Here is a 22,523-nt window from a genome sequence, read left to right as displayed (position 1 = left end):
GTCCCGCATTGCCTCTCCGATGAAACTGGGCATCACCGCCAAGCTGTTCCTCGCCATCCTCGCCGCGTGCGTGGCGGTGCTGCTGGTCAACGGCGTGGCCGTGCAGATCTTCCTCAAGCGCCAGTTCCTGGATTACCTCAACGAGCAGGGCGTGGAACGCATGCTGGAGACCTTGCCGCGGGTCAGGGCCGAGTACGCGCGGCACGGCAACTGGGACTTCGTGCGCGACAATCCCGATGCCTGGTTCGTGCTGATGCGCCCGGAGCGCAGCCCTGGCCAGCCGCGACGCCCGCCGCCGATCTCCGACCAGACCGGCGCGGTGTTCCGCTTCGCCGTGCTCGACAAGGACTACAGGTCGGTGATCGGCAACCCGGATGTCGGCCGCAACGACATCCTGCGCCCGATCGTGGTCGACGGCCGCACCGTCGGCTGGATGGCGATGCTGCCGTTCCAGAAGGTGCTGGCGGCCGAGGATGCGCGCTTCTACCAGGCGCAGCAACGCGCATGGTGGACGATCGGCAGCGCCTCGCTGCTGGTCGCCGCGCTGCTCGGCTGGCTGCTGTCGCGCGCCTTGCTGCGGCGCATGCGCGGGCTCACCGGCGCCACCCATCGGCTGGCTGCCGGCGATTACGCCACCCGCATCGACACCGGCGCGCGCGACGAATTCGGCCAATTGGCGCGCGACTTCAACCTGCTGGCGCAGGTGCTGGAACACAACGAACGCGCACGCCGCGAGTTCATGGCCGATATCTCGCACGAACTGCGCACGCCGCTGGCGGTGCTGCGCGCAGAACTGGAAGCGCTGCAGGACGGCATCCGGCCGATGACCCCGGCTTCGCTGGGATCGCTGCACCAGCAGGTCGGCCAGCTCGGCAAGCTGATCGAAGACCTGTACGACGTCTCGCTGACCGACGTCGGCGCGCTCGCCTACCGGCGTGCGCCGGTCGATCTGGCGCTGATCCTGGCCACGGTGCTGGCCGGCGTGCAGGCGCGCTTCGCCGCCGCGCCGCTGCAGCTGCAGGTGCAGATCGACGCCGGCCCGCTGCAGGTAGACGGCGACGAGCGCCGGCTGCAGCAGCTGCTCGGCAACCTGCTGGAGAACACGCTGCGCTACACCGATGCCGGCGGCACGGTGCAGGTGCGCTGCGCGCGTCGCGACGCGGTGCTGGAACTGGTGGTCGAGGACAGCGCGCCGGGCGTGGACGCGGACAAGCGCGAGCGCCTGTTCGAACGCTTCTACCGCACCGAGGCCTCGCGCAACCGCGCCAGCGGCGGCAGCGGCCTGGGCCTGGCGATCTGCCGCAACATCGCCGAGGCGCATGGCGGCTCGATCAACGCCGAGGCCTCCGCGCTGGGCGGGCTTCGGGTGGTGCTGCGCTTGCCGGCGCTGGCGGCATGAGTGGCCTGGACCCGATCGGCCACGTGCTGATCGTCGAGGATGAGCCGCGCCTGGCCGCGGTGATACGCGAATACCTGCACGCGGCCGGCTATTCGCACGACTGGATCGCCGATGGTGCACAGGCGCTGGGCGCGTTCCGCGCGCAGAAGCCGGACCTGGTGCTGCTGGACCTGATGCTGCCCAACCGCGACGGCCTGGAGATCTGCCGCGACCTGCGCAAGGAGAGCGCGGTGCCGGTGATCATGGTCACCGCGCGGGTGGAGGAGATCGACCGCCTGCTCGGCCTGGAGATCGGCGCCGACGACTACATCTGCAAGCCGTTCAGCCCGCGCGAAGTGGTGGCGCGGGTGCAGGCGGTACTGCGCCGCCATCGCCACGATCCCAACGACGCGGCGGCGCCGGGCCTGCACATCGACGAAGCCGCATGCCGTGCCAGCGTGCATGGCCACGATCTGGACCTGACCCAGGTCGAGTTCCGCCTGCTGCGCACCCTGGCCGCCACACCGGGCCGGGTGTATTCGCGCGAACAGCTGATGGACCGGCTCTACGCCGACCACCGCATCGTCACCGACCGCACCGTGGACAGCCACGTCAAGAACCTGCGCCGCAAACTTGCCGACGTCGGCGGCGAAGAGTGGGTGCGCTCGGTGTATGGGGCTGGGTATCGGTTTGAGCCGTGATTCGGGATTCGGGATTCGCAAGAGCCGGCAGCGCCACGGCTGAAACGGTAATCAGTCAAGCCGCCTTTACCAATCCCGAATCACGAATCCCCAATCACGGCCTCACCGAAAAACCACAGTGCGATGCCCGTTGAGCAAAATGCGATGCTCGACGTGGCGGCGCACCGCGCGGGCCAGGACTTGCGACTCGGTATCGCTCCCCAGGCGCACCAGGTCGCGCGGAGTCATCGCGTGATCGACGCGGGCCACGTCCTGTTCGATGATCGGGCCTTCGTCGAGGTCGCCGGTGACGTAATGCGCGGTGGCGCCGATGATCTTGACCCCGCGCGCGTGCGCCTGGTGGTACGGCTGCGCGCCCTTGAAGCTGGGCAGGAAGCTGTGATGGATGTTGATCGCGCGCCCGGCCAGCGCCGCGCACAGCGTCGGCGACAGGATCTGCATGTAGCGCGCCAGCACCACCAGGTCGATGCGTTCGCGCTCCACCAGCGCCAGCAGCTGCGCCTCCTGCGCGTCACGGTTGGCGGCGCTGACCGGCAGGTAGTGGAACGGCACGTCGTAGGACTGCGCCAACGCAGCGAAATCCTGGTGGTTGGACGCCACCGCGGCGATGTCCACGCGCAGTTGCCGGCTGTGCGCGCGGAACAGCAGATCGTTGAGACAATGGCCCTGCTTGCTAACCAGCACCAGCAGGCGCGCGCGGCGGCGCGCATCGCGCAGTTGCCAGTCCATCGCGTAGTCGGCGGCGAGCGGCGCCAGCTGCACCTTCACCGCGGCGACGATGCCGTCGGCGGGCACGTCGAAGTGCACGCGCAGAAAGAACCGGCCGCTCTCCTCGTCGCCGAACTGCTGCGCATCGAGGATGTTGCAGCCGTGCTCGAACAGCAGGCCGCTGACGCGGTAGACGATGCCGGTACGGTCCGGGCAGGACAGGGTCAGGATGTAGTCGGGGCGCATCGGGCCAATGATAGGAGAATTTCGGGACTCGGGACTCGGGACTCGGGACTCGGGCTAGAGCTCGGAGCTCGGGACGGTGGCGGTGGCGGTGGCGGTGGCGGTGGCGGCGGATGGTGCCAGGACATTGGATGTGGAATGCCGTCAGGCCTTGACGGGCACCTTGCCGACTGTAGGAGCGGCTTCAGCCGCCACGGGCTTTACCGGTAAGGCCTGTCGCGACTGAAGTCGCTCCCACAGGGACTTGCGGCAGGATCAACCGGATGCACTTTTGGGGGGCACTTCAGTCCCGGCACCTTCCCGTGCAGAGGAAAGTGCGCTAGTTCGCTCTTGCGGCTGAAGCCGCTCCTACAGGGACTTGCGGCAGGCCAATCGGGTGCACGGTGGGAGGGACTTCAGTCCCGACTCCTCACCCGCGCAGGAAAGTGCACCGCTTCGTTCGTCGCGGCTGAAGCCGCTCCTACAGGGGCTACGACAAGGCCAACCAGTGCACTGCGGGAGAGGACTTCAGCCCGTACGCGCAGGAAGTGCATCACTTCGCTCTTCGCGACTGAAGCCGCTCCTACAGGGATTTGCGGCAGGCCAATCGGGTGCACTGTGGGAGGGACTTCAGTCCCGACGCCTCACCCGCGCAGGAAAGTGCATCGCTTCGCTCGTTGCGGCTGAAGCCGCTCCTACAGGTGGAGCGTTCGTGCGCTGGCCGCAGGCGGCCGTGCCGGCACGCCACGTCTACTCCGGACGCAGTCGCAGCGCCAGCCGCCGGTTGACCTTCTCCAGCCGCGCCAGCGAGTCTTCCACCGACATGCCGACCGCTTCGTGGGTGGTGATGTGCGCGCGCAGGTGCGCCGGATCGTCCAGGTCGCCGCGCACCAGGAACACGTTCTCACCCTGCTCCACCTCGCCCAGTTCACGGCTCAGCACCACGTGATCGACCTGGTCGAAGCCGTACTCCTTCGCCAATGGCAGCAGCCGCGCCACCATCCGCTCGCTGATCGCATCGGGGGCGCGGCCGCAGGCGGCGTCCAGCGCGTGCACGCCTTCGCGGATCTGCGCGTACAGCAGATGATCGGGGTGGTCCTGGTGCTCGGGGCCGAGCACGGTCTCGCGCGCGACCGCGCGCGGCGGCTGGATGGGCGTCATGGCGCCGGGGTCGGACGAATTCGGGCTCATGGCATCCTCCTATGATGCGCCTGCTAGCCGCCGCACCTTAGCGGGAAGCATGCGGCCAGCTCAAGCGCGGCGACGCAGTCTGCGCCATGCCGCGACAAGGCCGCCTGAAGATCCGGCCTGATCGGGCGCTCAGTCCTGCCCGGCGCGGCGTGCGGCGACCTTGGCCAGCGCCGACCAGTCCAGCTCGCCGTCGCCGTGCGCGATCGCGTCGATGAACTGGTCGCGCAGCACCGCCGCCAGCGGCATCGGCACGTGCCGGGTCTCGCCGGCATTCAAGGCCAGGCGCACGTCCTTCAGCCCCAGCGTGGTCTTGAAGCCGGCCGGGCTGTAGCGCTGCTGCGCGATCATGCCGCCGTAGTTCTGGTACGCCGGCGCGGCGAACAGGGTGTTGACCAGCATGCCCAGGAAGTCGGCCGCGTCCACGCCGTGTCCGCGCACCAGCGCCGAGGCTTCGGCCATGGTGCCGATCGCGCTGGCCAGGCACAGGTTGGCGGCCAGCTTGACCGCGTTGGCCTGCTCCGGCGCAGCGCCGAAATACCAGGTCTCGCGCCCGATCACGTCGAGCAGCGGCTGCACCCGCGCCAGCGCGGCGGCGTCGCCGGCGGCGAGCAGGTTGAGCTGGCCGGCGGCCGCCACGTCATGCCGGCCCAGTACCGGGATGGCCAGATAGGCCACGCCGCGTTCGGCATGCAGCGCACTCAGTTCGCGCGCCAACGCCACCGAGATCGTGGCCATGTTGACGTGCACGCTGCCGGCAGGCAGCGCGTCGAGCGCGCCACGGTCGAGCAGGGTCTCGCGCACCGCCGTGTCGTCGGCCAGCATCGAGAACAGCACCTGGCCGCGCACCGCATCGGCCGGCTGCGCGGCCGCCTGCGCGCCGGCATCGAGCAGCGTCTGCGCCGCGCCAGGGCTGCGGTTCCACACGGTCAGCGCATGTCCGGCGCGCAGCAGGTTGTGCGCGATCGGCAGGCCCATCGTGCCCAGGCCGAGAAAACCGATGCTCATCGCAAACTCCTTGAATGGTGCTAGGTTGAGGCCGCGCCCTGCACGGCCAGGCGCGCGCGCATCATGCGTCGAACAGGCCGAGCGCCGAGCGCGGCTCGCAGCGCAGGTATTGCGGCGACGGCTTCAGCTTGGCGCCGAGTGCGGCGGCGGCGTGCCACGGCCAGCGCGGATCGTAGAGGATGCCGCGGGCCAGCGCGATCGCGTCGGCCTGGCCCTCGGCCAGGATCGTCTCGGCGTGCTGCGGCTCGGTGATCAGGCCGACCGCGATCACCGGCATCGTCACCGCGCGATGGATCGCCTCGGCCTGCGGCACCTGGTAGCCGGCCGCGATCGGGATCTGCTGGCGGCGGTCGAGGCCGCCGCTGGACACGTGCAGGTAGTCGCAACCCTGCGCCTGCAACGCCTGCGCCAGCACGATGCTTTGCGCCACGTCCCAGCCGCCCTCGACCCAGTCGGTGGCGGAGAGGCGTACGCCCACCGCCACCGACGCCGACACGGCCGCGCGCACCGCCGCATGCACGCGCAGCAACAGGCGCATGCGATTGTCCAGGCTGCCGCCATAGGCGTCGGTGCGCTGGTTGCTCAGCGGCGACAGGAACTGGTGCAGCAGGTAACCGTGCGCGGCATGCAGTTCGATCAGTTCGAAGCCCAGCCGTTCGGCGCGCTGCGCCGACGCGACGAACGCGGCGACGATGGCGTCGATGCCGGCCAGGTCCAGCGCCTGCGGCGGCGTGCCGTGCTCGGCGAAGGGCAGCGCCGACGGCGCCACGGTCTGCCAGCCGTTCGGCTGTGCCGGCGCGATCGCAGCGCCGCCGTCCCAGGGCTTTTGCGTGGACGCCTTGCGCCCGGCATGCGCGAGCTGGATCCCCAGCGGCATCGGCGACCAGCGCCGCACCGAGGCCAGCACGCCGCGCAGCGCGGCTTCGGTGGCGTCGTCCCACAGGCCCAGGTCGGCGTAGCTGATGCGCCCGCGCGGCTCCACCGCGGTGGCCTCCAGGATCATCAAGCCGGCGCCGGACTGCGCCAGCTGGCCGAGGTGGATGGTGTGCCAGTCGCTGGCCTGGCCATGCTCGGCGGAGTACTGGCACATCGGCGCGATGACGATGCGATTGGACAACGACAGCGGCCCCAGGGCGAGGGGCGAGAAGAGATGGCTCAAGGTGGCGTTCCGTGGGGGCGCCCGCCGCAGTGCGGGCAAGCTGCCATTGCACTCCTGCCGGCGCTGCCGATCAACCACTGCCGATGGATCAGTTCGTGCGCGGATTCGGAACGCGCGGTGCCGGAGCCGCCAGGGCGAGTCGTCAATTCCAAGCAGGCCGCGCTGGGTCTGGCAGGCCGCCACCTAGCGTTGTGTGGCGCAGCGCCTGACTGGCGCTCAGGTCAAGCCGCGCGGCGCCGGGTGGCGGCCTGCCAGGCCCAACCCGACGGGCCGTTCTTGCGCGCGCACGCGGCATCGCTCTGACATGGACAGGTGCCATTTCCGCCCTCTTGCTTGCCGCATGCGCGCGCAAGAGCGGCGCGGCCTTCTCTGGGACCGACGACTCGCCCTAGGCCGCCACGCGCGGCAGCAGGAAATGCAGCGCCTGCGCGCAGGGCTGGGCCAGCTTCAGGCTCAGCAAATCGTCGCCGCGGGTGCGGCCGAGGTTGACCGCGGCGATCGGCAATCCGGCCTTGGCCGCGGCCTGCACGAAGCGGAAGCCGGAATACACCATCAGCGACGAGCCCACCACCAGCATCGCGTCGGCCTGCTGCAGGTGCGCGAAGGCGGCGGCCACGCGCTCGCGCGGCACGTTTTCGCCGAAGAACACCACGTCCGGCTTCAGCACGCCGCCGCACTGCGTGCAGGCCGGCACCACGAAGGTGGCAAAGTCCACGTCCTCCAGGTCGGCGTCGCCATCGGGTGCCTGCCCGGCCTGCAGCGTCGCCCACTGCGGATTGTGCTGCAGCAGCTGCTGCTGGAAGTCCTCGCGCGGCAGGCGCCGTTCGCAGCCCATGCAGCGCACCACGTCCAGGCGCCCGTGCAGGTCGATCACCGCCTGGCTGCCGGCGGCCTGGTGCAGGCAGTCCACGTTCTGGGTCAGCAGCAGTTCGACCTGGCCGCGCGCTTCCAACTGCGCCAGCGCCGCATGCGTGGCGTTGGGCCGGGCATGGCCGAAGCGCGGCCAGCCGACCAGGCTGCGCGCCCAGTAACGTTGCCGCGTCGCCAGTTCGCCCATGAACGCCTGATAGGTGACCGGCTGCGCGCGCTTCCAGTCGCCGGCGGCATCGCGGTAATCGGGAATGCCCGAATCGGTGCTGCATCCAGCGCCGGTCAGCACGAACAGGCGCCGGTGGCGTTCGACGAACGCTTCCAGCGCTGCGGCGTCGGCGTCCGCCTCTGGCTGCAGCAACTGACGCATCACAGGACTCCGATAGCGGCGGTAGCCTCTATCTTGGGCATCCACGGCCACGGCACAAGGCCGCACATGAACGTGCACGGGTTACCAAGGGTGTGCGCACACGGGCGCACCGCGATTGGGACGCGGGCGCGACATTTCTGCGGGGAGCGGTTCCGGGCGGCCTCGGCATCGACCGCGATGAACCAGCGGAACGTCCGCAGGCTTGGCGACCGCACTACAGCACGTTGCTGACCTCGATCAGATTGCCGTCCGGATCGCGGAAATACAGCGACAGGATCGGGCCGGTGGCGCCGGTGCGCTGTACCGGGCCGTCCTCGATGGCGACCACCGCCGCGTCCAGTTCGCGGCGCACCTGCGGCAGCGGCGTGGCGGTGATGAAGCACAGATCGCCGGAGCCGGGCGTGGGCACGCGCGCCTTCGGCTCGAACTCGCGGCCGGCGGCGTGCAGGTTGATCTTCTGTTGGCCGAACGCCAACGCGGTGCGGCCTTCTCCGAAGCGCTGCACCTGCATGCCGAGCACGCGCACGTAGAACGCGCAGCTGGCCTCGATGTCGGCGACGGTGAGGACCAGATGGTCGAGACGGTCGATCTGCACAGGCTGCCTCCAGGCAAGGAAAACGGTCGCTCCCTCCAGGCAAGGAAAAACGGTCGCTCCCGCGAGGAACCGCGCGGCGGGCTATTCGCCGCGCGGCGGATGCGGGCCGAAGCGGCCGTACGGACGGCTGTCGTCGGCGCCAAGGCGCAGCACCTGCGCGGCGACCAGGGCGACGCCCAGCAACAGCAGGCAGCAAGCGGCCAGCGCGTTCCAGCCGCCGTGTTGCCAGGCCGCGCCGCTAAGCGAGCCGATCAGGCTGGCGCCGCTGTAGTAGGCCAGCAGGTACAGCGACGCGGCATGGCCCTTGTTCTGTCCGCCGAGGCGGCCGACCCAGGCGCTGGCCGCCGAGTGCGCGACGAAGAAGCCGATGGTCAGCAGCACGATGCCGGCGATCACCACCGCTAGCACGTGCGCGATGGTCAGCGCCACGCCGAGCGCCGCCACCGCGATGCCGGCCAGCACCACCGGGCCGCGGCCGAAGCGGTCCGAGGCGGCACCGGCCACCGACGAGGACACGATGCCGAACACGTAGGCGCTGAAGATCATGCCCAGCTGGCTCTGGCTGAGCCCGAACTCCGGCCCGCCCAGGCGGAAGCCGGCGTAGTTGTAGACGCTGACGAACACGCCCATCGCCAGGAACGGGATCGCGAACAGCCACGGCAGGTGGCGATCGCGCAGATGCCCGCCCCAGGCCTGCAGGTGGAAGCGCAGGTTGACGCCGCGGCGGCGCACGAAATGCCGCGAGCGCGGCAGCAGCAGCACGAAGCCGACCGCGGCCAGCAGGTCGATCGCGGAGACCGCCGCCAGCGCGATGCGCCAGTCGAAGTGATCGGTGAGCACGCTCATGCCGATGCGCCCGACCATGCCGCCGAACGCGTTGCCGGCCACGTACAGGCCGGTCGCCGCGCCCAGCTTGCGCGCCGGCACCTCCTCGGCCAGGTACACCATCGCCACCGCCGGCACCCCGCCCAGGGCGACGCCGGACAGCGCGCGCACCGCGACCAGCGCGCCCCAGTGCGGCAGGCACGCGGCGATCAGGTTGAGCAGCGCCGCCAGCGCGATCGACACGAACATCAACCCGCGCCGGCCGAGGTTCTCCGACACCGCGCCGGCGCAGAAGATCGCGATCGCCAGGCCGCCGGTGGCCAACGACAGCGGCAGCGAACTGGTCGCCGCGTCGACGCCGAATTCGCGTGCAAATGCCGGCAGCAGCGGCTGCACGCTGTACAGCAGCGAAAAGGTGGCGAAGCCGGCCAGGAACAGCGCCAGGCGGATGCGCGCCAGCGGCGCGGCGTCCACGGCGTGCAGCGGCGTGCATTGGCTGGAAGTGGTCACGACGGCGATGGCGCAGCGAAAGGACGGCCAGTATTTGCCTGCGCCGATCCGGTGTCCAATATATGATCCAGGCATTCTCCATATCTTGTGGATATGACATGGAACTGCGCCACCTGCGCTATTTCCTGGCCGTCGCCGAGGCCGGGCATTTCACCCGCGCCGCGGCGCAGCTGGGCATCCAGCAGCCGCCGCTGAGCCAGCAGATCCGTGCGCTGGAGCAGGAGCTGGGCACGCCGCTGTTCGTGCGCACCCCGCGCGGCGCCGACCTCACCGAAGCCGGGCGCGCGTTCCGGATCGAAGCCAAGCGCGTGCTCGCCGACCTGGAGCGCGCCGGCGACGCCGCCCGGCGTGCCGCGCGCGGCGAGAGCGGCGTGCTGCGGCTGGGCTTCACCGCCTCGGCGGCATTCAATCCGATCGTGCCGACGCTGGTGCGCAACTTCCGCCGCGGCTGGCCGGCGGTGGCGCTGGCGCTGGAGGAAACCAACACTGCCGGCCTGCTCGCCGCGCTGGTGCAGGGCCGCCTGGATGCGGCCTTCATCCGCTACAGCGTGGTCACCCCGCCCGAGCTGCAGCTGCTGAAGTTTCCCGACGAGCCGATGAAGATCGCGGTGCCGGCCGCGCACCGCCTGGCCAAGCGCAAGCGCGCGCCGCTGTCGGCGCTGGCCGGCGAACCGTTCATCCTGTTCCCGCGCAGCTTCGGCACCAGCCTGTACGACGAAATCCTCGAAGCCTGCCGCCAGTCCGGCTTCGAATTGCAAATCAAGCAGGAAGCGCCGCAGATGTCGTCGATCGTGAACCTGGTCGCCGCCGAACTCGGCGTCTCGGTGGTACCGGCCTCGACCACCCAGGTGCAACTGCCCGGCGTGCGCTACCTGGACATCGAAGGCCGCGTGCCGATGGCACGACTGGCGCTGGCCACGCTGCCGGCCACCGCGCAGGCGCTACCGGTGGTGCGCCACCTGTGGCAGCTGGCGCAGGGGCATGCGGCGGGAAAGCGCGGGTAGTGGCGGATCACTCGCGCACGCGTCCCTGTAGGAGCGGCTTCAGCCGCGACACGCGTTACCGATAGCGTCTGTCGCGGCTGAAGCCGCTCCTACAGTAATGCGCGAGCCGACAAGCTCACCGCGACACCACCTCCCATCCCGCCTCATCGCGCAGCACCTGCCCGCCGCGCACGCCTTCGACGACCACCCGCACGCCACGCGCGAACGGTAGCTGGCGTTGCTCGGGAAACCAGCGCCGCTGCGCATCGACCACGCTCAACAGGCCTTCGTGATCGCCGAGCGGCGCGAACGCGTCGGACACCGGCATGAACGGCATCAGGCCCACCCGGTCCTGCGCCGCGGCGGCGACCGCCGGCACCTGCGCGCTGGGCAATCCGATCTCGCTGATGCACAGCAACTCGTCCGCGGAGAACGCGCCGTCGGCGACAGCCTGCGCCGGCAACGGCCGGCGCGCGATCAGTTCCAGCACCGCGCCGTCGGGCCCGGCGAAATACACCGATTGCGACTGCCACGCCGCGTCGAGCGCAAACCGCACCTCGCCCAGCGGATCGCGCAACAACGGCGCGCGCCGCGACAGCCAGTCGCAGGCGGCATCGAAGCGCGCAGGCGGGATGTTGAAGGCCAGATGCATGCTGCCGACCTCGGCGTCGGCGGGCAGCAGATCGAGCAGGCTCCAGCCGATGCGCACCTGCGTGGCCACGACCGGAAGTTGCAGGACATCGCGATAGAACGCGGCGCTGGCCCCGGGATCGCTGGCGGGCAGGCTCAGTTGGGTGATGCGCATGGTGGCTCCTTGTGCGGGAGCCGCTATTGGACGACCTGAAGCGTAGTTGAGGTCAAGCACGGCGCGCAGCGTGTGGGATGTTCACGCGGACGCGCTCCTGTAGGAGCGGCTTCAGCCGCGACAGGACCTCCGGGTAGAACCTGTCGCGGCTGAAGCCGCTCCTACAGAAGAGCCTTGCCGCGAGCGCTCAACCCAGGTGCGCGCGCACCGCTTCGTCGATCTTGGCCGGCGGCACGAAGCCCGGCACCCGCGCCACTTCTTCGCCCTGGCGGAACAGCATCAGCGTCGGAGTCTGGCGCAGGCCCTGGGCGCGGAAGAAGTCCTCGCCCACGTCTTCCATCTTCACCTTCAGCAAGGTCACGCCCTGCGCGCTGTCGCTCTCGGCGAAGCGCTCCAGCGACTTGTCGAGCATGCGGCAGCCGGGGCAGTTGTCCTTGTTGAAATCGGCCAGCACGCGCGGATGCGCTGCGATGGCGTCTGCGAACTGCTGGGCGGTGGCGACGGTGATGGTGGTGAACATGGAGCGGAACCTTGTCTGATGTCGGAGGATGGCGCGGCACAGCAGCGACGATGCCGGCGGCGCGATGAAACAATGGTCAGAAATGCAGCGTCAGCCACTATCGTGCAACGGCAACGCCAGCGGCACGAATCCGGCCGCCCTGCCGGATGCCGGCTCGGCAGCGGCCGGCACGCTCGCCACTACGGAACCGGCCGGCGCCGCCGCACGCGCAGCGCGCAGCGCCAGCACCTGCGCGCACCAGGCGTCGATCGCCGCGTTGTCGCGATCGCCATGCGGCATCTGTTCGATCTCCAGCCGCGGATAGGCGCTGTCGAAGAAACGCGCGATGCGCTTGACCGCGCCGCAGTAGTACTCCAGCCCCCACTGCGTCTCGCCGGTGCCGAACGCCGCCACCTCGATCGTCTTGCCGGTCGCCTCGACCAGCTCGGCGATGTAGCGCTTCATCTCCGCCGGGGTGCGCCCGGCGTTGTCGCTCCAGCTGCCGAGCAGGTGCAGGTCGAAGTCCGCCGCGCGCGCGGCGTCGCCGAGCGCAGCATGCAGGGTCTGCATGTCGGTGTGGATCCAGGTCACGCAATGCCCGGCCGCCTCGCACTGCGCCTGCACGCGGCGGGCGACGTCGCGGGTGTTGCCGCTGAGCGAGGCGTAGGCGAGCAGGAGGCGCATGAGGCGGGGATTGGGGAGTCGGGATTGGGGATTCGTAAAAGCAGGCTCGGCGTGACCGCGACCAAATCACGCCTCACACATTCCCGGACCGCTGCTTCTCAGAGTCAATGAGTGGAGACAGGAGATCGGTGCTTGGGAAAGAGAGGTTCGGCACGGTTTTACCAATCCCGAATCCCCAATCCCTAATCCCGGCCTCTCTCACAGATCGTCGAAGCCGTTGTCCGAGTTGGTCTTCTTGTAGCTGGCGTTGCGCATCTCGAAGAAGTCGGTCTTGGTCTCGGTGAAGTTGTCCGCGTAGGCCTTGATCCACGGCATCACGTTGTCGCTGGCGTCGGTGTACAGCTTCTCGATGCCGAGCATGCCGGACATCTTGTTGGCGCGGTACTTCACGTACTGGATCATCTCGTCCACGTCGATGCCTTCGATGCCGTCGAGCACTTCCGAGGACCACTCGGTCTCCAGCCGGATCGCATGCTCGAACGCCTGGTGCACGTAGTCGGTCAGCTCGTTGGTCTGCAGCTCGGCGTTCTCGCCGATGATCGCGCGGATCAGCTCGCTGATGAACTTGGTGTGGGCCAGCTCGTCGCGGTTGATGAAGCTGATGATCTTGCCGGTGCCGGTCATGCGGTTCTGCCGCACCAGGTTGTAGAAAAACGCGAAACCGGAATAGAAGTTGATGCCTTCCAGGATTGAGGACTGGATCAGCGAGCGCAGCAACGTCTCGGCGGTCTTCTCGCGCATGAAGTCGTCGTAGGCCTGCATGATCGGCTGGTTGCGCGCGATGATGGTCGGGTGCGTGCGCGCGATCTCGAACACGCGGTTCTGGTCGGCCAGCCCGGCGATGGACGCCAGCACGTACGAGTAGCTCTCGTTGTGGATCACTTCCTGCTGGCCGATGATCGCCGCGTTGGCGTGCGCGGCCGGGTCGGTGATGTATTCGGCGACGTTGTAGATGAAGCGCGTCTGCGGCGAATCCAGCGTGGCCAGCAGGCCGATGATCGAGTCGTAGGCGTTCTTCTCGCGCGCCGACAGTTCGCCGTACTGCTTGGCGTCGCCCTTCATGTCCACCTCGTCGGGGATCCAGAAGTTGGTCGACAGCTCCTTGTACGCGCGATAGAACGACGGGTACGGGATGTCGTTCCAGTTGAGGATGCCACTGGTGGTGCCGTTGATGATCCCGGTGGAGCGGTTGGGATGCATCGGTTCGAGGATCTTGATGCGGTCGAGCGCGATGGCCATGGGTCGGATTCGGTAGTCGGTTGAACGGCGCCGGCGAGCGGCGCGGCGATGCGGGACGGCGCAGCGGGCGCATGGCGCTCCTAAAAGAGACCATGCGCGCGCAGGCGCCGCTACGAGGTGGCGATCAGCTCGAGCACCACTCGCATTCGCTGATGTCGATGTCGTTGGAGCGCACGTAGTAGGTGGTCTTCAGGCCTTCCTTCCAGGCGGTCATGTGCAGGTCGAGCAGGGTGCTGGCGCGGATGGTGCTGGGCACGTAGAAGTTGAAGCTGATCGACTGGTCGACGTGGCGCTGGCGGCGCGCGTTCTGGCGCACGCTGGCGAACTGGTCGACCCGGTAGGCGCCCTTCTCGTAGTACGGATAGGTGTCCACGGTCAGGCCCGGGGCCACCACCGGACGGCGGAAGTCCTTCTTCTCTTCGTAGTAGAACGCGCTGTAGATCGGGTCGATCGAGGCGGTGGAGCCGGCGATCTGCGCGGTGCTCATGTTCGGCGCCACCGCGATCATCCACGCGTTGCGCACGCCGTTGATGCTGACCTGCGCGGCCAGTTCCTGCCACTGCGCGCTGTCGTAGCCGCGCTTGCTGAAGTACTCGCCGTTCTGCCAGTCGCTGCCCTTGAACACCTTGTACGCGCCCTTCTCCTTGGCCAGCGCCAGGCTCGCCTGGATGGTCAGGTAGTTGATGCGCTCGTACAGCTCGTCGCAGTAGTCCTCGGCCTGCTTGGAGTTCCACTCGATGCCCTTCTGCGCCAGCAGGTGGTGCCAGCCGAAGGTGCCCAGGCCGATCGCGCGGTACTTCTGGTTGGTAATGGTGGCCTGCGGCACCGGCAGATCGTTGAGGTCGATGACGTTGTCGAGCATGCGCACCTGCACCCGGATCAGCCGCTCCAGCACGTCCGGCGACAGCAGGTCCGGCTGCGCGGTGACCGCGCGGCCCAGGTTCACCGAGGACAGGTTGCACACGACGAAGTCGCCGGCCTGCTTGGTGGTCACGATCTGGTCGCCGCTGATCATCTCCTGGATGACCCGGGTCGGGCTCATGTTCTGCAGGATCTCGGTGCACAGGTTGCTGGAATAGACCATGCCCTGGTGCTTGTTCGGGTTCATGCGATTGACTTCGTCGCGGTAGAACATGAACGGGTTGCCGGTCTCCAGCTGGCTGACCATGATCCGCTTGAGCATGTCGATGGCCTTGACCACCTTGCGGCCGATGCGCTCGTCGGCCACCACTTCCTCGTACCTGGCGCGGAAGCTGCCTTCGCCGCGCTTCTCGTCGAAGAAGTCCTGCAGGTACCAGCCCTTGACCTCCTTCACCTCGTGCGGGTCGAACAGGTACCACTCGCCGCGGCGCTCCACCGCTTCCATGAAGATGTCCGGCACGCACACCGCGGTGAACACGTCGTGCGCGCGCAGACGCTGGTCGCCGTTGTTCAGGCGCAGGTCCAGGAACGCCTCGATGTCGCGGTGCCAGATGTCCAGGTACACGGCGATGGCGCCCTTGCGCTGGCCGAGCTGGTCCACCGACACGGCGGTGTTGTTGAGCTGCTTGATCCACGGCACCACGCCGCCGCTGGAGTTCTTGACCCCGCGGATCGCCGAGCCGGACGAACGCACATAGCCCAGGTAGGCGCCGACGCCGCCGCCGTGCTTGGACACGCGCGCCACATCGGTGTTGGAGTCGTAGATGCCCTGCAGGCTGTCGTCGACGGTGTCGATGAAGCAGCTCGACAGCTGCCCGCCGATCTTGCCGGCGTTGGCCAGGGTCGGCGTGGCCACGGTCATGTACAGGTTGGACAGCGCCCAATAGGCCTCGCCGACCAGCTGCATGCGGCGCTCGCGCGGCTTTTCATCCTGCATCAGGTACAGCGCGATGGTCAGCCAGCGCTCCTGCGGCAGCTCGTAGACCTTGCGCGAGTTGTCGGTGGCCAGGTAGCGCGTGGCCAGCAGGTACAGGCCGTTGTAGGCGAACAGCTTGTCGCGCTCCGGCTCGATCATCCTGCCGGCTTCGGCGAGTTCGTCCTTGGAGTAGTTCTTGAGGATGTCGATCGAGTACACGCCGCGGTCGGCCAGGCTTTCCTGCAGGCCGACGTAGGAGCCGTACTTCTCGCCGGCATCGTAGAAGCGGTTCTTGCTGGCGCGCTTGTACAGGCGGTGCAGGTACAGGCGCGCGGCGAAGTATTCCCACTCCGGCGTGGCGATGTCCACGCGCGACTCGGCCTCGCGGATCAGGTAGTCGACCATCTCGTCGGCCGACAGGCTTTCCTTCTTCTCGACGAACGCGAACGCCTTGCGCTCGTAGTCGGCCACGTCCAGCTGCGGGAACTCGGCATGGATCCGGTCCAGGGTGCGCTGCAGGCGCGAACGGTCGAAGGCCATGCGGCGGTTGCCGCCGTCCTTGACGATCCAGGTCACGGCGCGCTGGTCATTGCTCGGCTCGCTGGCGGCCACGTCGGGCTGCGCGGCAGCGGCGGCGGCGGGCGTGGGGTCGACGTCGGCGGCGTCGAGGGGGGCTGCGGCCGGCAGGCTGTGGGTCTGGCTCATGAAGGTCTCCAAGCGTGGTGCACCGGCTGCCCGGCCCTCGCAGGCAGGACTCCGACCGGATCAGCAGCGTGGGGACGCGGTGTCGCAGCGACCGCGACGGCACAGGCGCGAGCCTGCGGGCAGTCACCGCTTCACCGACCATCTCCCCCCGGAGATTCAACGGTCGGCGCCGCGCTGTGTGCATCGCGCGGCTGTCGGCAGGTCTTCGGGCTTATGGGCGACGGCCGATGGCCGGTTCCTAGCCCGTCGCTTCCCAAGGCGGGACGCCTCAGTGCGGGTGACGGGTTCGTTCCCAATTACCGCTGCGGGGCAGCGCCGGACTAGGCGCTTGCGCGCCGCACCGGCTTCCCTTTTGATCCCGCGGCCTGGTGGCCGCTGGAACCGACCACCACAAGATAGTGTGGTACCTGGGCCTCGTCAACGCTAAATGTAGTCGTCGAACCGAAAACCCAAGCGGGGCAATAGTTTGCCGCCGCAGCGCCGCAAAACCCGGCCACAGGACGCCGGATCGGGCCTGGAACCGGCCGGATCGCCCATGCCGCAAGGCCCTCGGCGCCCCCGGCGACAACCTGCTGCGCGCGTCGGCCCACGGCGATTGCGCGGAGTACCGGCAACAGCGCGCAGCGTGGGCCGAACCGCAGCCGCACGTGCTGCCGCCAGCCGCGCCCGGCCCGGGCGCGACCCAGGCGAGCGCCGATGGACAGCAAGCGGCGCTGACCGCTGCCCGGCCGGGGACGCGGGTTGCAGGCGCGGTGCCGCCACCGCGCAGCGGCGCCGCTCCAACTCAGCGCGAGCGCGCTCCGGCCTGCTGCATGGCCGCGCGCAGTTCCTCCGGCGCCAGCTGGCCGTCGTGGTTGCCGTCCAGCGCATCGAAGCGCTGGGCCAGGCGCGGCAGCGAGGCGGCCGCTTCGCTGCGGCTGATCAGGCCATCGCCGTTGGCGTCGGCCGCCTTCAGCCGTTGCTGCAACTGTTGCTTCTGCGTGGCGCTCGGCGCGGCCTGCGCGGCAGCGGTGCCGGCCAACAGCAGGCTGCACAGCATTCCATGGGCAATGGCTGTCTTCATGGCGGTTCTCGAATAAAGGATGGGCGGAAAAGTGGCGACGTGGGCGATCGCGCCCGCAGTGGACTGGCCGCCGCGGGCGCGTGATCGCCATGCCCGGGCAGCCAGCTACGGACGGCAGGCCACGACCTCGCCAGCGGCGTTGCTGCAGGTACCGGTGTGGCTGAGGCTGCCGTCGGCGACCATGGTCGAGCCCTGGTAACTGGAACCGTTGGCGGCGGTGGCACTGGTCTGGCGGCTGCCGGCGACGCTGCCATCGGCGCTCCTGCCGATGCTGCCGCTGCTGCTGACGCTGCCGCCGTTGGCACCGTCGACGCTGGCGCTGCCCTGGCGGCCGGCGCTGCCGTCGTCATTGCGGTAGAAGCTGCCCTGCCGCGTGGCCGACGCACCGTTGGCACGGCTCGCCGTGGCGCCGCTGCTGCCCGCCGCGTTGCCCTGGCCATCGGCCTGCCACTGGCGTCCCCGCACGCGGCTGCCGTTGGCGCCGCTGGCGCTGGCGTTCACCGCGGCACTGCGGGCGCCGTCCACGTGGCTGGCGCTGCGGGTGCGGATGCGTTCGCGCGCCTGCGCGTCCGGCGCCGCCAATGCGCCCAGGCCAGCGATGGCCAAGGCAAGCGACAGGATCGGATTGCGTAGCGAAAGGATCATGGTTCTTCTCCGGGAAGCAGCACGGCGCTGCGGTGGAGCCACGGTAGGCTGCGCGCCGGCGCATGATGTCGGGTTCCGGCCAGCGGATGTTTCCGCGGGCGGCGGCGGAAACATCCGCTTACACAATCCGGGCGGCAGGCGTTGCCGGGCGACCGCGGCGCAGCCGATAGTGCGTGCATGAACGACGCCCCTGCCCGCCTGCTCCTGGTCGACGACGACGCGCGTCTGCGCGAGCTGCTGCGCCGCTATCTGGAGAGCCAGGACTTCTCGGTGAAGGCGGTGGCCGACGGCGCGCAGTTGCAGCAGGCGCTCGCGCGCGGCCACTACGATCTGGTGGTGCTGGACCTGATGCTGCCCGGCGAGAACGGCCTGGAGATCTGCCGGCGCCTGCGCGGCCAGGGCGACACCACGCCGATCGTGATGCTCACCGCCAAGGGCGACGAGATCGACCGCATCGTCGGCCTGGAGATCGGCGCCGACGACTACCTGCCCAAGCCGGTGAACCCGCGCGAGCTGCTGGCGCGGATCCGCGCGGTGCTGCGCCGCACCGGACCGGCCGGCGCCGGCGCGCCGCAGCCGGACGGCGGCGAGATCGGCTTCGGCCGTTTCCGCCTGCACCTGGGCCGGCGCGAGCTAAGTTGCGACGGACAGCCGCTGAAGCTGACCACGGCTGAGTTCGCGGTGCTGTCGGTGCTGCTGCGGCATCCGCAACAGCCGCTCAGCCGCGACCGCCTGATGAGCCTGGCGCACGGCCGCGAGCACGACGCCTTCGCGCGCAGCATCGACGTCACCGTGGCGCGGCTGCGCAAGCTGCTCGAAGACGATGCGCGCAACCCGCGGCTGATCCAGACCGTGTGGGGCATCGGCTACGTCTACGTGCCGCCGCAGGCCGCGCCATGAGCCGCGGCCGCCGCAGCGGTGACGGCTGGCCGCGCAGCCTGTTCGGGCAACTGGCGCTGGTGATCGCGCTGGTGCTGGCCGGGGCCGGCCTGCTGGCGCTGCTGCTCGGCCGCGAACTGGCGCTGCGCCCGGCCGCGCAACAGCTGCTGCGCACGCTGGACGGTTTCGCCAACGTCGCCGAAGCGCTGCAGCGCGCGCCGGCGCCGACAGCGCTGGAACCGGCGCTGCGCGAAGCCGGAGTGCAGGTCCGGCACAGTCCGCCGCCAGCGGCCAGCACCCGCGCCGGGCCGCTGACCGACGAACTGCAGCGGCGCGCGGCAAGCCAGCTCGGTCCGGGCCGCGAACTGCGCCGCAGCGCGGACGACGGCGCGCTGTGGCTCAAGCTGGCCACGCCCGATCCGCTGTGGGTGTCGTTCGCCGGGGAGCGCCACGGCCACGGCATGCGCCGCTTCTCGGTGGCGCTGCTGGCCGCCTGCGCGCTGCTGGTGTGGCTGGCCGCGGCCTACTTCGCGCGGCGCCTGGTGCTGCCGTTGCGGCAACTGGCCCTGGCCGCGCCGCATATCGTGCGTGGCGACGGTGCCATACCGATCGCCGGCGGCGGCCCGCGCGAGGTGAACGAGCTGGCGCGCGCCCTGGCCGATGCCAGTGCCGACGTACGCAGCGCCGCGGCGGAGCGCACGTTGCTGCTGGCCGGCATCTCGCACGACGTGCGCACGCCGCTGACCCGCCTGCAATACGCACTCGCGCTGCTGCCGCAAGTGGAGCCGGAACTGCGCGACGGCATGGAACGCGACATCGGCGAGATCGACGCGATCCTGGCGCAGTTCATCGCCTATGCCCGCGACGGCCGCGACGAGGCCAGCGCGCCGCTGGACCTGGCCGAACTGTGCCGGCATGCGCTGGGCGCGACGCGCGCGGCCTGGGAGGTCGACTTGCCGGAGCAGGCGCCGCTGTACGCCAAACCGATGGCGTTGCAGCGCGCGCTCGGCAACCTGATCGGCAACGCCGAGCGCCACGGCGCCGCACCGTTCCAGCTGCGCCTGGCGCGCGACGGCGACGGCTGGCGCATCGAGGTACGCGACCACGGCCCGGGGCTGGATCCGATGCTGGCCGCACGCGCGCAACAACCCTTCGTGCACGGCGGCCACGGCGGCAGCGGATTGGGCCTGGCGATCGTCGAGCGCGTCGCCCGCCAACACCACGGCGAACTGCGCCTGGACAACGCCGCGCCGCATGGCCTGCGCGCGACGCTGCGGGTGCGCGAGGCATGAACGCCGGCGCAGTGGCGACGCTGGCCGCCATGCGCGCCGCGTCAGCCGCTGCCGCAGCGTGCGCCGCGCGCGCCGCAAGCGTATCGGCAACGCATCGCATCACCCTCCCCTCCCGCGCCTGCCCTCTCCAAGGACTCCGTCCATGACGTCGCTCGCCCGCATCTTGCTCGGTATGGCGCTGCTGCTGACTGCGCTGCATACCGCAGCGCTGCACGCGCAGGATGGCCGCCTGCGCGAACGCCTGCGCGCGCGGCTGGCGCAGTCGGCGGCAGCACCGCCCGCGACGCTGCCCGACGGCACGCGCTTGCTGCGCGATGTCGCCTACGGCACCGATCCAGCGCAACGTTTCGATATCTACCTGCCCGCCAATGCGCGCAACGCGCCGTTGATCGTGATGGTGCACGGCGGCGGCTGGGCGAACGGCGACAAGGACAATCCCGGCGTCGCCGCCAACAAGGTCGCGCACTGGTTGCCGCAGGGCTACGCGCTGGTGTCGGTGAACTACCGCATGCTGCCGCAGGCCACGCCGCTGCAACAGGCCGGCGATGTCGCCCTCGCGGTGGCCAAGGTGCAGGCGCTGGCCGCAGGCTGGGGCACCGATGGATCACGCATGGTGTTGATGGGGCACTCGGCCGGCGCGCACCTGGTGACGCTGCTGGACCTGTCGCCGACGCTGCTGGCGCAGGCCGGCGCGCGCGCGCCGCTGGGCACCGTGGCGCTGGACAGCGCGGCGATGGACGTGGAGCAGGTGATGCAGGCGCCGCACCTGCCGCTGTACGACCGCGCCTTCGGCAGCCAGCGCAGCGACTGGATCGCCGCCTCGCCGTATCACCAGATGGGCACCTTGGCACCGCCGCTGCTGGCGGTATGTTCCAGCCGCCGCGCCGATGCCTGCGCGCAGGCCCGGCATCTGGCCGACAAGGCGACGGCACGGCGCATCCGCGTCGAGGTGCTGCCGCAGGATCGCAGCCACGCCGAGATCAACCGCGACCTCGGCCTGCCCTCGGCCTATACCGCGGCGGTGGACGCGTTCTTGCGTTCGTTGCGCTGAGCGCCCGCGAGCCGACAGCGTGCGCGCGGGCGTCAGCCCGCCGGCCAGCGTTGCAGCAACAGCGGCAAGGCCAGTGCGGCGCGGTCGCGCCAGTGCAGGTCGGCGTGCGCGGACAGGCCGCTGGGCTCGGGGTTGATCTCGACCACGCAGGCGCCACGCTCCTTGGCCCGCAGCGGCAGCCCGGCGGCCGGGTGGACCAGGCCGGAACTGCCGATCACCAGCACCAGGTCGGCCGCATCGGCCGCGCTCTCGGCACGCGCCCAGTCAGCGGCCGGCAGCGCCTCGCCGAACCACACCACGCCCGGGCGCACCGCGCCGCCGCAGGCCGCGCAGGCCGGCGGGGCCAGGCGCTGGGTCGGCGCCTGCACGTCGATCGGCGGCAGCAGTCCGTGCCAGGGCTGGCCGCAGTCGCCGCAGCGCAACGCCGACAGGCGACCGTGCACGTGCGCGGCGACCTCGCTGCCGGCGCGTTGGTGCAGGTCGTCCACGTTCTGGGTCGCCAGGGTGGTGCTCTTCAGCCCGGCCAGACGCACCAGGGCGTGATGCCCGGCATGCGGCTGCGCCTGCGCGACGAGCGCCATGCGCCAGCGGTACCAGCCCCAGACCAGCGCCGGGTCCGCCCGCCACGCCTCCTCGGTAGCCAGTTGCTGCGGATCGAAGCGCGCCCACAGGCTGTCGTCCTGCCCGCGGAAGGTCGGCACGCCGCTCTCGGCGGACATGCCCGCGCCGGTCAGGACCAGCAGGCGGCGCGCGCCCTGGATGAAGGCGGCGACGGTATCGGCGTTGTAGGCGGAGCTGAGCATGGCGCGCGCAAGGTGATGGCCTTCGCACTATCACATCGACCCAGTTCCGCCTCAATCTGCGCCACAGCAATGCCGCCGCTGCTGTGGGTACGGCAAGGGGTCCGGTACCGAGGCGATGCGATCGCTGTCGCCATGACATGCGGCGCACCGGTCGGCACTGTCTTCAGGGTCATAGTTGCTAGTGTTAGTGCTGTTACTAGCGCTGTTGCTAGTGCTGTTGCTGTTGCTGTTGCTGTTGCTGTTGCTGTTGCTGTGGCTGTGGCTGTGGCTGTGGCTGTGGCTGTGGCTGTTGCTGTGGCTGTTGCTGTGGCTGTTGCTGTGGCTGTGGCTTCGGCTGTGGCTTCGGCTGTGGCTGTGGCTGTGGCTTCGGCTGTGGCTTTTGGCTTTTGACCTACCGGTTCCCTTCCGAAGCGGCGGCCATGGCGGGGAAAAACCCGAAGGGCGGCGCACAGGGATGTGCGCCGTTCGCGGCAGGGGCAGGATGCCCCTTCCGCGAATCCCCGT

General features: G+C 69.7%; 22 protein-coding genes and 1 riboswitch. Of the genes, 7 read left to right on the top strand and 15 right to left on the bottom strand.

What is annotated here, in order from left to right:
- Positions 1 to 19: 19 nt before the first annotated feature.
- Both baeS and J2Y70_RS19825 read left to right on the top strand, forming a co-directional pair.
- Entirely contained in the window at positions 20 to 1,399 is a 1,380-nt protein-coding gene (gene baeS / locus J2Y70_RS19830) for a sensor histidine kinase efflux regulator BaeS (protein ID WP_309921550.1), read from the top strand.
- Positions 1,396 to 2,079 (top strand): response regulator, encoded by a 684-nt coding sequence (locus J2Y70_RS19825; protein ID WP_309921548.1) that lies wholly within the window; start codon positions 1,396 to 1,398, stop codon positions 2,077 to 2,079. Before baeS ends, J2Y70_RS19825 begins: the two co-directional genes overlap by 4 nt.
- A 102-nt stretch (positions 2,080 to 2,181) precedes the next feature.
- On the opposite strand, the gene purU is transcribed toward J2Y70_RS19825, so the two are convergent.
- From purU to J2Y70_RS19790, 7 genes are all read right to left on the bottom strand, one after another.
- Positions 2,182 to 3,033: a formyltetrahydrofolate deformylase gene (purU, locus tag J2Y70_RS19820; protein WP_309921545.1), complete on the bottom strand. Its 852-nt coding sequence runs from the start codon at positions 3,031 to 3,033 to the stop codon at positions 2,182 to 2,184.
- Positions 3,034 to 3,759: 726 nt separating this feature from the next.
- Positions 3,760 to 4,170 (bottom strand): XVIPCD domain-containing protein, encoded by a 411-nt coding sequence (locus J2Y70_RS19815; RefSeq protein WP_263398364.1) that lies wholly within the window; start codon positions 4,168 to 4,170, stop codon positions 3,760 to 3,762.
- A gap of 159 nt (positions 4,171 to 4,329) precedes the next feature.
- Positions 4,330 to 5,205, bottom strand: a complete 876-nt coding sequence (locus tag J2Y70_RS19810; protein ID WP_309921543.1) for an NAD(P)-dependent oxidoreductase — start codon at positions 5,203 to 5,205, stop codon at positions 4,330 to 4,332.
- 61 nt (positions 5,206 to 5,266) lie between these two features.
- Positions 5,267 to 6,364 (bottom strand): NADH:flavin oxidoreductase/NADH oxidase, encoded by a 1,098-nt coding sequence (locus J2Y70_RS19805; protein ID WP_309921540.1) that lies wholly within the window; start codon positions 6,362 to 6,364, stop codon positions 5,267 to 5,269.
- 388 nt (positions 6,365 to 6,752) lie between these two features.
- On the bottom strand, positions 6,753 to 7,604 hold the full coding sequence (locus J2Y70_RS19800; RefSeq protein WP_309921537.1) for an NAD-dependent protein deacetylase: 852 nt from the start codon (positions 7,602 to 7,604) through the stop codon (positions 6,753 to 6,755).
- Between the two features lie 214 nt (positions 7,605 to 7,818).
- Entirely contained in the window at positions 7,819 to 8,199 is a 381-nt protein-coding gene (locus J2Y70_RS19795; protein ID WP_309921534.1) for a VOC family protein, read from the bottom strand.
- A gap of 81 nt (positions 8,200 to 8,280) precedes the next feature.
- Positions 8,281 to 9,534 (bottom strand): MFS transporter, encoded by a 1,254-nt coding sequence (locus J2Y70_RS19790; RefSeq protein ID WP_309921531.1) that lies wholly within the window; start codon positions 9,532 to 9,534, stop codon positions 8,281 to 8,283.
- 98 nt (positions 9,535 to 9,632) lie between these two features.
- Here J2Y70_RS19790 and J2Y70_RS19785 point away from each other — a divergent pair, with 98 nt between their 5' ends.
- Positions 9,633 to 10,538 (top strand): LysR family transcriptional regulator, encoded by a 906-nt coding sequence (locus tag J2Y70_RS19785; RefSeq protein ID WP_309921529.1) that lies wholly within the window; start codon positions 9,633 to 9,635, stop codon positions 10,536 to 10,538.
- Between the two features lie 115 nt (positions 10,539 to 10,653).
- On the opposite strand, the gene J2Y70_RS19780 is transcribed toward J2Y70_RS19785, so the two are convergent.
- The 7 genes from J2Y70_RS19780 to J2Y70_RS19750 form a co-directional block, all read right to left on the bottom strand.
- The gene (locus J2Y70_RS19780) at positions 10,654 to 11,322 is read right to left on the bottom strand and encodes a hypothetical protein (RefSeq protein ID WP_309921526.1); all 669 of its coding nucleotides are present in this window, start codon (positions 11,320 to 11,322) and stop codon (positions 10,654 to 10,656) included.
- Between the two features lie 187 nt (positions 11,323 to 11,509).
- The gene (locus J2Y70_RS19775; protein ID WP_309921523.1) at positions 11,510 to 11,842 is read right to left on the bottom strand and encodes a thioredoxin family protein; all 333 of its coding nucleotides are present in this window, start codon (positions 11,840 to 11,842) and stop codon (positions 11,510 to 11,512) included.
- Between the two features lie 90 nt (positions 11,843 to 11,932).
- Positions 11,933 to 12,505, bottom strand: a complete 573-nt coding sequence (locus J2Y70_RS19770; RefSeq protein ID WP_309921520.1) for a flavodoxin — start codon at positions 12,503 to 12,505, stop codon at positions 11,933 to 11,935.
- Positions 12,506 to 12,703: 198 nt separating this feature from the next.
- Complete coding sequence (locus J2Y70_RS19765; protein WP_263396731.1) at positions 12,704 to 13,744, bottom strand: ribonucleotide-diphosphate reductase subunit beta; 1,041 nt, start codon at positions 13,742 to 13,744, stop codon at positions 12,704 to 12,706.
- A gap of 124 nt (positions 13,745 to 13,868) precedes the next feature.
- Positions 13,869 to 16,286 carry a ribonucleoside-diphosphate reductase subunit alpha gene (locus J2Y70_RS19760; RefSeq protein WP_309921517.1) on the bottom strand — a complete coding sequence of 806 codons (2,418 nt, stop codon included), beginning with the start codon at positions 16,284 to 16,286 and terminating at the stop codon, positions 13,869 to 13,871.
- Between the two features lie 178 nt (positions 16,287 to 16,464).
- Positions 16,465 to 16,687, bottom strand: a riboswitch (cobalamin riboswitch).
- A 383-nt stretch (positions 16,688 to 17,070) separates the two neighbouring features.
- A complete protein-coding gene (locus tag J2Y70_RS19755) occupies positions 17,071 to 17,349 on the bottom strand; it encodes a hypothetical protein (RefSeq protein WP_309921514.1) in 279 nt (92 codons plus the stop codon).
- Between the two features lie 105 nt (positions 17,350 to 17,454).
- Complete coding sequence (locus tag J2Y70_RS19750; RefSeq protein WP_309921511.1) at positions 17,455 to 17,994, bottom strand: hypothetical protein; 540 nt, start codon at positions 17,992 to 17,994, stop codon at positions 17,455 to 17,457.
- 177 nt (positions 17,995 to 18,171) lie between these two features.
- On the opposite strand from J2Y70_RS19750, the gene ompR reads away from it, so the two are divergent.
- The 3 genes from ompR (at position 18,172) to J2Y70_RS19735 (ending at position 21,216) form a co-directional block, all read left to right on the top strand.
- The gene (gene ompR / locus J2Y70_RS19745) at positions 18,172 to 18,894 is read left to right on the top strand and encodes a two-component system response regulator OmpR (RefSeq protein WP_263396727.1); all 723 of its coding nucleotides are present in this window, start codon (positions 18,172 to 18,174) and stop codon (positions 18,892 to 18,894) included.
- A complete protein-coding gene (locus J2Y70_RS19740; RefSeq protein WP_309921506.1) occupies positions 18,891 to 20,165 on the top strand; it encodes an ATP-binding protein in 1,275 nt (424 codons plus the stop codon). The genes ompR and J2Y70_RS19740 overlap by 4 nt, the downstream gene beginning before the upstream one ends.
- Before the next feature lie 142 nt (positions 20,166 to 20,307).
- A complete protein-coding gene (locus tag J2Y70_RS19735) occupies positions 20,308 to 21,216 on the top strand; it encodes an alpha/beta hydrolase (protein ID WP_309921503.1) in 909 nt (302 codons plus the stop codon).
- 32 nt (positions 21,217 to 21,248) lie between these two features.
- Here J2Y70_RS19735 and J2Y70_RS19730 read toward each other — a convergent pair whose 3' ends face one another.
- Positions 21,249 to 22,019, bottom strand: a complete 771-nt coding sequence (locus tag J2Y70_RS19730; protein ID WP_309921500.1) for an NAD-dependent protein deacylase — start codon at positions 22,017 to 22,019, stop codon at positions 21,249 to 21,251.
- Between the two features lie 211 nt (positions 22,020 to 22,230).
- Here J2Y70_RS19730 and J2Y70_RS19725 point away from each other — a divergent pair.
- On the top strand, positions 22,231 to 22,523 hold a 293-nt coding region (locus J2Y70_RS19725), incomplete at its 3' end, for a hypothetical protein (RefSeq protein ID WP_309921497.1).

Origin of the sequence: Xanthomonas sp. 1678 (genome assembly GCF_031455575.1) — a bacterium.
GTDB lineage: Bacteria > Pseudomonadota > Gammaproteobacteria > Xanthomonadales > Xanthomonadaceae > Xanthomonas_A.
The sequence above is the reverse complement of the archived record's forward strand: the minus strand, read 5'-3'. Positions and strand labels throughout refer to the sequence as shown.